This window comes from Nocardioides marmoribigeumensis, assembly GCF_031458325.1.
Taxonomy (GTDB): Bacteria; Actinomycetota; Actinomycetes; order Propionibacteriales; family Nocardioidaceae; genus Marmoricola_A; species Marmoricola_A marmoribigeumensis.
Map to the genome: position 1 here is coordinate 1479436 of NZ_JAVDYG010000001.1, position 11979 is coordinate 1491414.

Annotated in this window: 13 protein-coding genes; 6 read left to right on the forward strand and 7 right to left on the reverse strand. The window is 74.5% G+C overall.

Going from position 1 to position 11979, the window contains the following annotated elements; translation table 11 throughout:
* Position 1 precedes the first annotated feature (1 nt).
* The gene (locus J2S63_RS06980) at positions 2-928 is read right to left on the reverse strand and encodes a TIM barrel protein (RefSeq protein ID WP_310300402.1); all 927 of its coding nucleotides are present in this window, start codon (positions 926-928) and stop codon (positions 2-4) included.
* 118 nt (positions 929-1046) lie between these two features.
* Positions 1047-2066 carry a LacI family DNA-binding transcriptional regulator gene (locus tag J2S63_RS06985; RefSeq protein ID WP_310300405.1) on the reverse strand — a complete coding sequence of 340 codons (1020 nt, stop codon included), beginning with the start codon at positions 2064-2066 and terminating at the stop codon, positions 1047-1049.
* Positions 2067-2164: 98 nt separating this feature from the next.
* On the opposite strand from J2S63_RS06985, the gene J2S63_RS06990 reads away from it, so the two are divergent.
* Positions 2165-3196: a Gfo/Idh/MocA family oxidoreductase gene (locus tag J2S63_RS06990; protein ID WP_310300408.1), complete on the forward strand. Its 1032-nt coding sequence runs from the start codon at positions 2165-2167 to the stop codon at positions 3194-3196.
* Positions 3197-3199: 3 nt separating this feature from the next.
* Positions 3200-3982 (forward strand): TIM barrel protein, encoded by a 783-nt coding sequence (locus J2S63_RS06995; protein ID WP_310300411.1) that lies wholly within the window; start codon positions 3200-3202, stop codon positions 3980-3982.
* A gap of 3 nt (positions 3983-3985) precedes the next feature.
* Here the strand turns inward: J2S63_RS06995 and J2S63_RS07000 are convergent, their stop codons facing one another.
* On the reverse strand, positions 3986-4768 hold the full coding sequence (locus J2S63_RS07000; RefSeq protein ID WP_310300414.1) for an SDR family oxidoreductase: 783 nt from the start codon (positions 4766-4768) through the stop codon (positions 3986-3988).
* A gap of 65 nt (positions 4769-4833) precedes the next feature.
* Between J2S63_RS07000 and J2S63_RS07005 the strand changes: the two genes are divergently transcribed.
* Positions 4834-5889, forward strand: a complete 1056-nt coding sequence (locus tag J2S63_RS07005) for a LacI family DNA-binding transcriptional regulator (RefSeq protein WP_310300417.1) — start codon at positions 4834-4836, stop codon at positions 5887-5889.
* Here the strand turns inward: J2S63_RS07005 and J2S63_RS07010 are convergent.
* Together J2S63_RS07010 and J2S63_RS07015 are read right to left on the reverse strand one after the other, a co-directional pair.
* Positions 5840-7012, reverse strand: coding sequence for a phytanoyl-CoA dioxygenase family protein (locus J2S63_RS07010; RefSeq protein WP_310300421.1), 1173 nt, complete (start codon positions 7010-7012; stop codon positions 5840-5842). The two genes, J2S63_RS07005 and J2S63_RS07010, sit on opposite strands and share 50 nt — an antisense overlap.
* 58 nt (positions 7013-7070) lie before the next feature.
* A complete protein-coding gene (locus tag J2S63_RS07015; RefSeq protein WP_310300425.1) occupies positions 7071-7925 on the reverse strand; it encodes a hypothetical protein in 855 nt (284 codons plus the stop codon).
* A gap of 63 nt (positions 7926-7988) precedes the next feature.
* On the opposite strand from J2S63_RS07015, the gene J2S63_RS07020 reads away from it, so the two are divergent.
* Positions 7989-8771, forward strand: a complete 783-nt coding sequence (locus tag J2S63_RS07020; protein ID WP_310300428.1) for a helix-turn-helix domain-containing protein — start codon at positions 7989-7991, stop codon at positions 8769-8771.
* On the opposite strand, the gene J2S63_RS07025 is transcribed toward J2S63_RS07020, so the two are convergent.
* Complete coding sequence (locus J2S63_RS07025) at positions 8762-9487, reverse strand: MBL fold metallo-hydrolase (protein WP_310300431.1); 726 nt, start codon at positions 9485-9487, stop codon at positions 8762-8764. The genes J2S63_RS07020 and J2S63_RS07025 overlap by 10 nt on opposite strands.
* 19 nt (positions 9488-9506) lie before the next feature.
* Positions 9507-10145, reverse strand: a complete 639-nt coding sequence (locus tag J2S63_RS07030) for a hypothetical protein (RefSeq protein WP_310300434.1) — start codon at positions 10143-10145, stop codon at positions 9507-9509.
* A gap of 186 nt (positions 10146-10331) precedes the next feature.
* On the opposite strand from J2S63_RS07030, the gene J2S63_RS07035 reads away from it, so the two are divergent.
* The gene (locus tag J2S63_RS07035; protein ID WP_310300436.1) at positions 10332-10907 is read left to right on the forward strand and encodes a DUF2238 domain-containing protein; all 576 of its coding nucleotides are present in this window, start codon (positions 10332-10334) and stop codon (positions 10905-10907) included.
* Positions 10900-11976, forward strand: coding sequence for a winged helix DNA-binding domain-containing protein (locus J2S63_RS07040; RefSeq protein WP_310300439.1), 1077 nt, complete (start codon positions 10900-10902; stop codon positions 11974-11976). Before J2S63_RS07035 ends, J2S63_RS07040 begins: the two co-directional genes overlap by 8 nt.
* Positions 11977-11979: the final 3 nt, after the last annotated feature.

Consider the following 11979-nt stretch of genomic DNA (forward strand, 5'->3'; position numbering starts at 1 on the left):
ATCACAGGGCAGGCACCGAGTCCGCGACGGGTGCCACGCCGAGCAGGTAGTCGATGCTGCGGCGGACGTCGGAGCCGGGGCCCTCGCCCTCGGGGGCGCCGTGGAGCTTCACGTCCTGCTCGAGGACGTACCAGCCCTGGTAGCCGTGGGCCTCCAGCGTGCGGACCATCGCCGCGACGTCCACGTCGCCGTGACCCAGGGGCCGGAACATGCCGGCGTCGACGGCCTCACCGAAGGTGAGCTCGCCGGCGATGACCTGCTCGGCCTTCGCCCGGTCGACGTCCTTGAGGTGGACGTGCACCACCCGCTCCGGGTGGGCAGCGGTGATCGCGACCGGGTCGCCGCCCCCGACGAGGAGGTGGCCGGTGTCGACGCAGAGGCCGATGGCGGAGGAGCCGAGGACGCGTTCGGTCTCCTGGCCGGTCTCGACCATCGTGCCGACGTGCGGGTGCAGGCAGGCGATGACCCCCCGGCTCGCGGCGTGCTCGCCGATCCGGTCGAGGTTGCCGAGCAGCGTGGCCCAGCCCTCGTCGTCGAGGGCCGGCCGCTCGTCGTAGCCGTCGGCGCCGGTGGCCGCGGCCAGGACCACCACGCCCGCCCCGGTGGCCAGGCAGGTGTCGATGAAGGCGTCGACCTCGGGGATCGGGTCGTGCTCCGGGTCGTGCAGGACGACGGGCAGGAAGCCGCCGACGGCCTGCAGGTCGAACCGCTCGAGCCTCGCCGCGGTCGCCGACGGCTCGTCACCGAGGAAGCCGGCCGGGCCGAACTCGGTGGCGGCGAGGCCGAGGTCACGCATCTCGCCCAGCACGCGCTCGGGGTCGAGCTGCAGGCCCCAACCGGGGACCTCGCACACCCCCCACGAGATCGGCGCTCCGGCGACCCGGCGGTGGACAGGGAGGTGGGACGTGGCGTGGGTGACAGAGGTCATGAAGGGGATTCTCGACACACCCGGCGCGGTACGTCAATAGTTTGTCCTGACATTCTGACCTGGTGATGGACGCGAGCGGCCCCGTGCCCTCGCGGCGGCCTAGATCGATCTAGCCCATTCAGGCGACCGCGGCGGTCGTCGACCGCGGCACCAGGGCGGGCGGCACGACGATCTCGCGGCCCACCCGGCTCGGGTCGTCCACGCGCTCCAGGGCCAGCCCGAGGGCGTCCTGGGCGAGGCGCGAGGCGTCCTGGCGCACGGTGGTCAGGTCGACCGACGACAGCGCGGCCACCCGGCTGTCGTCGTAGCCCACCACCGAGAGGTCCTGCGGCACCCGCGAACCGGCGCCGCGGAGGGCAGCGAGCAGGCCCACGGCACAGTGGTCGTTGAACGCGACCACCGCGGTCGGTCGCCGTCGGCGGGGGATGCGCAGCAGCTGCTCGGCTGACCGCTCCCCCGCGGTCTCGTCCGGACCACCGTCGAGGGCGTGGACCGCGCTCGCCAGCCCCGCCGCCTCCATCGCCTGCTGGTAGCCGCGTCGCCGTTCGGCCGCACCCGGGGCGTCCCTGCCGTCCGCGTGGGCGATGCGCCGGTGACCGAGGGCGACGAGGTGGTCGACCGCGAGCCGGGCACCGGCCACGTCGTCGGTGCGGACCACGTCGTACGCCGGGCCGGCCGCCCGCCGCGCCACGCGCCGGGCCGCCACCACCAGCGGCACCTGGTCCGCCACGGCCTCGAGCTCCTTGCGCGCCAGGGCCGGACCGAGCAGCACGAGCGCCTCGCACCGCTGCTCCAGCAGGCTGTGCACCGCCTCGGCCTCGGAGCGCGAGGGGGCGGTCGCCCCGAGGGCCAGGTCCCAGCCACGCTGTCCGGCCTCGGCGTAGAGGGCCTCGACCAGCCCGCCGTGGAACTCGTCGCGCAGGCCGAACACCACCCCCACGGTGTGGCTGCGTCCACGGCCCAGCAACCGGGCCCGGTGGTCGGGCCGGTAGCCCAGCTCCTCGGCGGCGCGGAGGACGCGGGCACGGCTGTCCGCGCTCGCCCCGGGCGCGCCCCGGAACACGATCGACACCAGCGCCCTGGACACCCCGGCGCGCTGTGCCACGTCGGCCATCGTCGGTGAGGGTCGCTCGTCCATGCGTCGCAGTCTAGATCGATCTAGTCATCGACCTTGACCGTCACGCTCCGCGTCCCTCAGGCTAGATCGATCTAGTCCCCGATCGCACAGGACCGCTCATGCACCAGCTCTCCCCCGCCACCGCCGACCCCGTCCGCGTCGGGATCGTCGGCACGGGCCGGATCGGCACCTCCCACGCCACCCTCCTCCGCACGCAGGTGCCCGGTGCCCGTCTCGTCGCGGTCGCCGACGCCTTCCCCGACTCCGCGCGCGCGCTGGGCGACCGGCTCGGCGTCCGCGCCGCCGGGTCGCCCGAGGCGCTGTTCGGCGACGCCGAGGTCGAGGCAGTGGTGGTCGCCGCCAGCTCCACCGCACACGCCGACCTGGTGACGGCGGCGGCCGCGGCCGGCAAGGCGGTCTTCTGCGAGAAGCCCGCGGGCATGACGCTGGAGGAGGTCGACCGCGGCATCGAGGCCTGTCGCGCGGCCGGCGTGCCGTTCCAGGTCGGCTTCAACCGCCGCTTCGCCCCGGAGTTCGCGCACGCCCGTCGGCTGGTCGACGAGGGGGTCCTCGGCACTCCGCAGCTGCTGCGCTCGCTGACCCGCGACCCCGGCCTCGCCGATCCCGGCGCAGTCCCGCCCTGGACGATCTTCACCCAGACGCTGATCCACGACTTCGACACGTTGCTCTGGCTCAACCCCGGCGCCCGGCCGGTCACCGTCCACGCGACCGCGGACGCCCTGGTCGCACCCGACTTCAAGGACGCCGGCCTGCTCGACACCGCGGTCGTGGTCGTGACCTTCGACAACGGGGCCCTCGCGACGGCGGAGGCGAGCTTCTCCGCGGCGTACGGCTATGACGTGCGGGGCGAGGTCTTCGGCTCACGCGGCATGGTCACGATGGGTGACGGCGCGACCTCGAGCCTGCGTCTGCACGACGCGTCCGGCCGCCACGCGACCACGGCGCGCGGCGACGTCGAGCTGCTGTCGCACGCGTACGCCGGCGAGCTCACCGCCTTCGTCGAGGCGGTCCGCGCCGGCACCCCGGTCGTGGTCGGCGGCGAGGACGCGCGGCGGGCGCTGCGCGTCGCGCTGGCCTGCATCGAGTCGATGCGGACCGGGACGACCGTCCGCCTGGGCGAGGAGGGCTGAGGCATGGCGTTCACGCTGGCGGTCTGCGCCGAGATGGTGCACACCGACCTCCCGTTCCTCGAGCGGGTCGAGCGGATCCACGACCGGGGCTTCGCCGTCGAGCTCTGGGACTGGACCACCAAGGACCTGCCCGCACTGGCACGCACGGGCGCGCGCTTCACGTCGATGACCGGCTACGTCGAGGGCGAGCTCGTCGACCCCGGCGGCGCCGAGGCGCTCCTGCGCACCGCCGAGGACTCGATCGTGGCCTCCCGCGAGCTCGGCACCCCCAACCTCAACCTCCACGGCACGGGCCTGGACGGGCGCGGGCTGCCGGTGAGACCGGTCCACGTGGTGACCGGCGACATGTGGCTGGCCGCCGTGCGGACCCTGACCCGCGTGGCCGAGCTCGGCGAGCGTCACGACGTCGTGTTCTGCCTGGAGAACCTCAACCTGCCCGTCGACCACCCCGGCACGCCGTTCGCCCTCGCCGCGGACACGCACGCGCTGGTCGCGGCCGTCGACAGCCCCCACCTGCGGATGAACCTCGACCTCTACCACGCGCAGATCGGCGAGGGGAACCTGATCGAGCGGGTGCGGGCGAGCGCGCCGTACCTCGGCGAGGTGCAGGTCGCCGACGTGCCCGGCCGGCGGGAGCCGGGGACCGGCGAGATCCGCTGGGCGGCCGTCGCACAGGCGCTGCACGACACGGGCTACCGCGGCGTGGTGGGGCTGGAGGCCTGGGCGTCGGGGGACAGCGACCTGGCCCTGGAGCGCTTCCGCGACGCCTTCTCCGTCGACGAGTGAGCCTCAGTCCGAGGCGCCGGGGACCTGCTGGTCCCAGTCGAGGACCGACCCGGTGACGACGCCGCTGCGGTCGGAGAGCAGGAACACCACGAGGTCGGCGATCTCGTCCACCTGGCCCAGCCGGCCCATCGGCAGCGCACGGCCCGCCTCGTCGCGCCAGTCGTCACCGGCGCCGTGGAAGCGGCGTTGGATGCCGTCCTCGGCCTCCGTGTCGGTCCAGCCGAGGTTGACCGCGTTGACCCGGATGCGGTCCCAGCGGTGGGCGTGCGCGGTGTTGCGGGTCAGGCCGTTGAGCGCCGCCTTGGACGTGGAGTACGCCGCGAGGTGCGGCTGCCCGCCGTGCGCGCTCATGCTCGACACGTTGACCACCGCCCCGGGTGCGCCTCGCTCGACGAGGTGGGCGACGACGCCCTGCATGAGGAAGAACGGACCGCGCACGTTGACCGCCATCTGGTGGTCGAAGAAGTCCGGGGTGGTCTCGAGCAGGGCGCCCCGGGTGGTGACCGCCGCGCTGTTCACGAGGCGGTCCACACGGCCGAACCGCTCGATCGTCGCCGCGACCGCCGCGCGGCACTGCTCGACGTCGGCCACGTCGCAGGGGACGTAGGCCGCACGGTCGCCGAGGGTCTCGACGAACGCCTCGCCCACCTCGCGCCGGCGGCCGGTGACGACCACGGACGCGCCGTTGCGCAGGGCGGCCCGGGCGACGGCACCGCCGACCCCCTGCGTGCCGCCGCTGACCAGCACCACGTCGTCCTGCAGCAGTCCGTCCTCGAGAGCAGTCATGCCCGTCCTTCCACGTGTCGACCAACTCGCTCCGCGAGTAGCGTGCCCAGCCAGGAGGTGCCGTCATGGCGGAACGCCGTGCCCACCGGGTCAGTGACATCGTGACTCAGTCGGGGCTGAGCCGCGCCACCGTCGACCGGGTGCTGCACGGACGTGCGGGCGTGCGGCCCTCGACCGTCGCCCAGGTGCAGCGCGCGATCGAGGAGCTCGACCGGCAGCGTGACCAGGTCCACCTGTCCGCCCGCCCGCTGATCCTCGACCTGGTCATGCAGGCGCCGCAGCGGTTCTCCGCCGCCTCCCGCCAGGCGCTGGAGGACGAGCTGCAGGCGCTGCGGCCCGCCGTGGTGCGGGTGCGCTCCCACCTCGACGAGCGCAGCGACCCCACGGCCGCGGCCCGGCTGGTCGACGGCCTCGCCGCCCGCGGCTGCGACGGGCTCGTGCTCAAGGCCCCGGACCACCCCGCGGTCCGCGAGGCGGTCGACCGGCTCGCGCGGGCCGGCGTGCCGACCGTGACGTTCGTGACCGACGTGACCGGCTGCGCGCGAGCGGCGTACGTCGGGGTGGACAACCGCGCGGCCGGGGCGACGGCGGCCTACCTCGTGCACCACTGGACCGGGTCGACCGGCGACGTGCTGGTCACCGAGAGCAGCGCGGCGTTCCACGGCGAGGAGGAGCGGATCGCCGGGTTCGCCGAGACGCTGGCGGACCTCTCCCCCGGTCGCGCCGTCCGCACGGTCACCGGCACCGACGGGCTCGACCTGACGATGCACGACGCGGTGGCCGCGGTCCTGGCGGAGCGACCGGGCCTCGACGCGGTCTACTCCGTCGGCGGGGGCAACCGCGCGACGCTCGCGGCCTTCGCGGCCGCCGGTCGCCGCCCGGCCGCCTTCGTCGCCCACGACCTGGACCGCGACAACCGGGGCCTGCTGCGGCGTCACGAGCTCACCGCGGTGCTGCACCACGACCTGCGCGCCGACATGCGGCGGGCGGTCCGGATGCTCCTGCAGGCAAGGGGGATCCTGCCCGGCCGGCCGGTCACGCTGCCGTCGCAGGTGCAGGTGGTGACGCCGTTCAACGAGCCGTCCGGGCTCGCGAGCGACGACGCTCCTCCTGGGCGGTGAGCTCCTCGTCGAACCGCTCGGCGGACCAGTCCTCGGCGACGGCCCGGTGGAGCAGGTCGGCCTGGGTCGGGGGCGCCATCGAGCCGATCGGCGCGTCGTGGTCGAGGTTGGTCGGGAAGGCGTAGGCCTCGGCCACCACGGCCACCACGTCGTCGAGCTCGCGGCCCGGGCGTCCGCGCAGCACCGGGAACACCGCACGGCACATCGCCGTGGTGTCGACGGTCTCCATCGCGCGACCGAAGGCCGAGGACACCTGCAGCAGGTTGGCCATCCGGCGTACGTCGGAGGTGCGGTTGGTGCCCGCGCCGTGGAAGAGCGCCGGGTTGAAGAACACCGCGTCGCCCTTGGCGAGCGGGAGCTGGACGTGGTGCTCCTCGAAGTACGCCGTGAACGCCGGGTCGTGGAAGGCGACGTAGCCCGCGGGCAGCTTCTGCGAGTGGGGCAGGAACATCGTCGGCCCTGTCTCCACCGGCATGTCGCAGTGCGCGACGGCACCCTGCAGCGTCATCAGGGGTGACAGCGCGTGCACCTGAGCGGGATAGGCCATCGCCTGGTCCCGGTCCATGAAGCCGAGGTGGTAGTCGCGGTGCGCGACCTGGGCCTGGCCACCGGGGTTGACCACGTTGACCTGGGAGGTGACCTGGTAGCCGCGGCCCAGCCAGGCCTCGCTGACCAGCGCCAGCACGTCGTTGGCGTAGTAGTCGACGAACGTCTCCGGGAACGCGACGGCGAGCTTGTCGAGCGCGCCCCAGACGCGGTCGTTGGCGCCCGGCGCGGCGAAGTGGTCGCCGGTGGTGGCGCCCTCCGCCTTCTGGCGTGCGATCAGCTCCTCGAAGGCGGCGGTGGCGCGGTCGACGACCGCACGGTCGACGGCGTCGCGGACGACGAGGACGCCCGGACCCTCGGCGAGCGCGCGGGCGAGCTCGGCCTGGACCTCGCGGCGGCTGCCGGTCCGCAGGCGCTTCCCGTAGACCAGGACGCCCTGCACGACCTCGTCGGCGTGCGGGTAGTCGGCCACGTCGGTCGCGGTCTCGCACAGTGCGGCGAGGTCGGCGACGTCGCAGTCGGCGGGGGCGTACCAGCCGGTGGGGACGACGGACGGGCGGCGGGTCAGCGTGCTCATGGGTCGACGCTAGGCCCGCCGCGCCGCTCGTCGAGGCACGAAGTGCCTCAGGAGTGCCTCAGCGCCCGTGCCGCCGCAGCGTCTGCAGGGCGTCGACCGTGAGAGCACCGCGCCACTCGAGCTCCTGACCGGGGCACCAGCCCGCCCAGTCGAAGGTCCAGCCGCCGTCGGCCTCCTGCCCGGCGGCGAGGGCGTCGAGGTCGGCGGCGACCTGGCCGTCGGTGAACAGCCTGCGGCTGCACGCGTCGGGCTCGGGCGAGAGCACCAGCGGCCGCAGGCCCTCGTCGTCCTCCCCGCCGGAGACGGGCACGCTGCCGTCGGCGCGGACGTGGTGCCGCAGCGCCTCGATCCGGCCTTCGCACAGCGGGTCGTCGTCGCAGGCGTCGAGCAGCTTCAGCGCGTACTTCAGGTGGTAGCCGCCGAGCCCCTCCGGCGCGTCGAGCCGGTCGTCGCACCACGCCTGCGCGCGGCCGAGCCACGCGGGCGTGAGGCCGTGGCGGGCGGCCTGGGCGACGTACCCGAAGGTCAGGTGGCAACCCTTGTCGTCGGTGGCCATCCACGGCGCGAGCGGCCAGCCCTCGCTCTCGTGCCGCATGAACGGCACGCCGCCGTCCTCGGTGATCACCGACCCGACCCAGGCCAGGGCCCCCTCGGCCTGGGCGGTGCCGTGCAGCCCGAGGTGGTCGAGCAGCTCGAGCGCCGCGAGGGTGGACGTGGTCTCGCTGTGCGGCGAGCGGATGTCGGGCTCGAGCGCGTGGCCGTAGCCGCCATCGGGGTTGCGGTAGGCGTCGAGCGCCGCGGCCACCCGGTCGGCCTCCACCTCCCCCGCCAGGTGCAGCAGCCGCAGCCGGTCGAGGAGACGGCCGTGCGTGAGGACGAACGTGCGGGCCCGGTCGAGGTCGGGAGTGCTCACCTCGGCCACGCTATGACCTCCGAGGTCATCGCGCAGCGACCGACGCGTGGCTAGCGTCGCGCCATGACGACGCACGCCCCGCCACGACCGGTCGGCTCGCTGCTGCGCGAGTGGCGCGAGCGCCGCCGGCTCAGCCAGCTCGACCTGGCGCTGCAGGCGGAGGTGTCGACCCGGCACCTGAGCTATCTCGAGACCGGGCGGTCCCGGCCTACCGCCCAGATGATCCTGAGGCTGAGCGAGCACCTCGATGTCCCGCTGCGCGAGCGCAACCAGCTCCTGCTGGCGGGCGGCTTCGCGCCGGCGTACCCCGAGAACGCGGTCGACTCCCCCGAGGTCGCCCAGGTCATGTCCGCGTTGCGGGCCGTGCTCGACGGTCACGCGCCCTGCCCCGCGGTGGTGGTCGACCGCTGGTGGGACCTGGTCGACGCCAACTCCGCGGTGACGCCGCTGCTGGACCGGTGCGCCCCTCACCTGCTCGAGCCGCCGGTCAACGTGCTGCGGATGACGCTTCACCCCGAGGGCGTGGCGCCGCGCATCCGCAACCTCCCGCAGTGGCGGTCCCACCTGCTCGAGCAGCTGCTCCACCGGGCGCGGGCGCTGCAGGACGACCGGCTGCTCGCGCTGCACGAGGAGCTGTCTGCGCTGCCCGGGGGCTCGGACCCGGCGCCCCCGCGCGGCCAGGTCGTCGTACCCCTCGTGCTGGAGCACGACGGGCAGGTCCTCTCCCTGTTCAGCATCGCCTCGGTCGTGCGGACCGCGACGGACGTGACCGTGAGTGAGCTGGTCGTCGAGACGTTCTACCCGTCCGACGAGGCGACGGGGGCCTGGCTCCGCGCTCAGGCCTGAGCCTGGGCGACGGCCTCCGCGAGCTGCCCGCGCCAGACCGGGCCGTGGCCCGGGACGACCGTGTCGGCGTCCAGGTCCGCCAGCACCGACAGGGACATGCGGGCGTCCTCGGGGGCGTGGCTGAAGAAGTCGGGCAGCCGTTGCGGGCCGTCGATCCCGGTCACCGGGTGCGCCGTGACCAGCGCGTCGCCGGTCGCGACGACGCCGATGCCAGGGAAGAGGTACGCCGTGTGGCCGCTCGTGTGCCCCGGGCACGGCACCGGGACGGGACCACCGGGCAGGTCGAGAGCCGTCGGTCCTGCCCAGGCCTCGGCGTGCGCCACGCGCGGGTGCTGCAGCGCTCCGGCCCGCATGATGCGGGCCGACCAGGCCGCGACCCGCGGCCGCCAGGCCCGGACCAGCACGTCGAGCGGGCCGGCCTGCTCGCGCCGGTCGCCGCGGGCCAGCGGCACCTCGTCGGGGTGCATGAGCACGGGCACGCCGTACGCCTCGTGCAGGTGGCGGAGCGCACCCATGTGGTCGACGTGGGCGTGGGTGAGCAGGACCGCCCGGACGTCGCGGGGGTGGTGGCCGATCGCGGCGAGCTGCTCCTCGAGCCGCGACACGTCGCCCGGCCAGCCGGTGTCGACCAGGGTCAGGTCGCGACCGTCGCGCACGGCCAGCCAGCCCACGTCGGTGCCGGTCCCGTGGAAGGCGTCGTCCCCCACCTGCTGCATGCGCCCATCCTGCCCCAGCTCAGCCGGCGCGGGCCCTCCTGACCAGCCACGCCTGCCATCCGACGAGCGCCGCGACGAGCAGGACCCACCCGCCCGCCCGGAGCACCTCCGGCGGCGCGAGGGGGACGGCGTAGAGCCCGAGCACGCCGAGCACCCAGCACCACCGCCAGCGCACCGCGAGGTCCGGGGCCCCGCTCGACCTCCGCTCGACCCCCAGCGCCGAGAGGTCGTCCGGCGCGAAGCGTCGCTCGAGCTCGTCGGCCTCGAGCAACTCGGCGTGGGGGTACGCCGCCGCCACGACCCGCCGGACCCGCTCGCGCCGCGCGTCGGTGGAGGTGCGCCGGCCCGGCAGCGCGACCGCCACCACCTCGGCCCGCTCCGCCCGCCAGCCGTGCTCACCGAGGAGCACGGTCCCGCTCGCCCTCACCACCGCCGTCACCTCGCCCGGAAGCGCGTGCGCGCGGGCGTCGGCGGCGTCGTACCACGCGTCGAGCCCGCACGAGCAGCCCCGCGTCGGGGCCGCGTGCCCGCGGCTGCAGCGGGCGACCATGACCGGCGAGGCCCACGGATGGTCGCCGACGTGGGCGGGCAGCAGCCCGTCGTCGCCGATCCGGAACTGGCGGAAGCCGGTGACGTGCTCGAGGACGAGGGTGCTCATGTGGGGGTCTCGGCAAGCTCGGCCACCGGGGCCGGCTCGACCGCCACCCGGGGCTCGGCCACCACGAGCGGCTCGACCTGGACCACCTGCACGACCTCTCCGATGTTCGTCATGGGTCCAGCCTGCGCCGGCGGCCGCGCGGTGTCGATGACGTGCGAGGTCATGCTCGTGCGACACCATGCGGTCATGGGGAGACGTTGGTGGAGCGGGCCGACGGTCACGTGGACCGTGGTCGCGCTCACGACGGCGCAGCTGCTGGTCGCGACGCTGTTCCCGGACCTGCCGCAGTTCGACGGGAAGGCCTTCGCCTCGCGACTGGTCGCCTACCCGCTGATGATGTCGGCACCCGTGCTGGCGTGGTGGCGGTTCGGTGAGCGCCCGCTGCCCTGGCTGGGGTTCACCCTGATCGACATTCCCTTTCTTGTCGATGTCACAGGAAACACCCTCGACCTCTACGACTCGGTCGTGTGGTGGGACGACGCCAACCACTTCGTCAACTGGGCGTTCCTCTGCGGGGGCATCGGCCTGCTCCTGCTGAGATCCCCTCGGGTCCGGCGGGACTGGCTGCTCGTGCTGGCCGTGACCGGCATCGGGGCGGTGCTCGCGATCGCGTGGGAGCTGTCGGAGTACGCCACGTTCATCCGCTTCGGCACCGAGCTCGACACGGCCTACACCGACACCCTCGGCGACGAGGCGCTCGGCACGCTCGGCTCGCTCCTCGCCGCGGTCGTCCTGGTCCGGTCGGGACGTCGCGGTGCCTGAGGTCTCGCTCACCGACCTGCGCCGGCTGCGCGTCGGAGCGCACCTGCTGGACGGACGTGGCGCGGACCCGGCCGCCGTCGTACGCCACCTGGGAGCGCTGCAGGCCCAGGACCGGACGGCCACGCTCTGGTCGATGGGGCTGCGAGCCGGGACCGACGTGGCCGCGGTGCACGCCGCGGTCGAGGGCCGCGAGGTCGTGCGCACCTGGCCGATGCGCGGCACGCTGCACTGGGTGCCGGGCGAGGACGCCCGCTGGATGTGCCGGCTCCTGTCGCGGCCCGCGACACGGTCCGCCCGTCGGCTGCGTGAGGAGCGTGGGGTGAGCGCCGAGCTCGTCGAGCAGGCCGGCGCGGTCCTCGAGACCGTCCTCGCCGAGGGGCCGCGCTCGCGCCCCGCGGTCCTCGCCGCGTGGGAGGCCGCTGGGATCTCGACCGACCAGGGCCGGGGCTACCTCCTGCTGGTCAGCCTGTGCGAGCGCGGCGACCTGGTGCAGGCGGGGGTCGACGGCAAGCAGCCGACCTTCGCGCTGCTCGACCGCTGGGTGCCGGCGTCGCGCGACCTCGGCGACGAGGAAGCACTGGCGGTGGTGGTGGAGCGCTACGTCCGCAGCCACGGTCCCGTCCACGAGAAGGACGTCGCCGGCTGGTGGGGTGGCACCCTGCGGGACGTCCGTGCCGCGGTCGCCTCGCTCGGGGACCGCCTGGCGACGGTCGCCCACGACGGCGCCACCCTGCTCGTGCACGCCGACGCCGAGTCGTCCGCGGAGCCGTCGGTCGTGCTGCTGCCGGCTTTCGACGAGTTCCTCCTCGGCCACAAGGACCGCTCCGCCGTGCTCGCCGCCAGGCACGCCACGTCGGTCGTGCCCGGCGGCAACGGCGTGTTCGCTCCTACGGTCCTCGTCGACGGTCAGGTCGTCGGCACGTGGCGCCGTCAGGAGCGGAAGGACCGGGTCGAGGTGTCCGTCACGCCGTTCGAGCCGCTTCCCCGCCGGACGTTCCGGGCCGTGGAGACGGCCGCGGCGGCGTACGGGGACTTCGTCGGTCTGCCGGTCGACTTCTCGTCGACCTGACAA

Bases quoted from the DNA above. Each gene is read 5' to 3' on its own strand.
- J2S63_RS07035 (WP_310300436.1), top strand. From the start codon at position 10,332: ATGGGGAGACGTTGGTGGAGCGGGCCGACGGTCACGTGGACCGTGGTC.
- J2S63_RS07005 (WP_310300417.1), top strand. From the start codon at position 4,834: ATGGCGGAACGCCGTGCCCACCGGGTCAGTGACATCGTGACTCAGTCG.
- J2S63_RS06980 (WP_310300402.1), bottom strand. From the start codon at position 928: ATGACCTCTGTCACCCACGCCACGTCCCACCTCCCTGTCCACCGCCGG.
- J2S63_RS07000 (WP_310300414.1), bottom strand. From the start codon at position 4,768: ATGACTGCTCTCGAGGACGGACTGCTGCAGGACGACGTGGTGCTGGTC.
- J2S63_RS07025 (WP_310300431.1), bottom strand. From the start codon at position 9,487: ATGCAGCAGGTGGGGGACGACGCCTTCCACGGGACCGGCACCGACGTG.
- J2S63_RS07010 (WP_310300421.1), bottom strand. From the start codon at position 7,012: ATGAGCACGCTGACCCGCCGCCCGTCCGTCGTCCCCACCGGCTGGTAC.
- J2S63_RS06990 (WP_310300408.1), top strand. From the start codon at position 2,165: ATGCACCAGCTCTCCCCCGCCACCGCCGACCCCGTCCGCGTCGGGATC.
- J2S63_RS07030 (WP_310300434.1), bottom strand. From the start codon at position 10,145: ATGAGCACCCTCGTCCTCGAGCACGTCACCGGCTTCCGCCAGTTCCGG.
- J2S63_RS06985 (WP_310300405.1), bottom strand. From the start codon at position 2,066: ATGGACGAGCGACCCTCACCGACGATGGCCGACGTGGCACAGCGCGCC.
- J2S63_RS07020 (WP_310300428.1), top strand. From the start codon at position 7,989: ATGACGACGCACGCCCCGCCACGACCGGTCGGCTCGCTGCTGCGCGAG.
- J2S63_RS06995 (WP_310300411.1), top strand. From the start codon at position 3,200: ATGGCGTTCACGCTGGCGGTCTGCGCCGAGATGGTGCACACCGACCTC.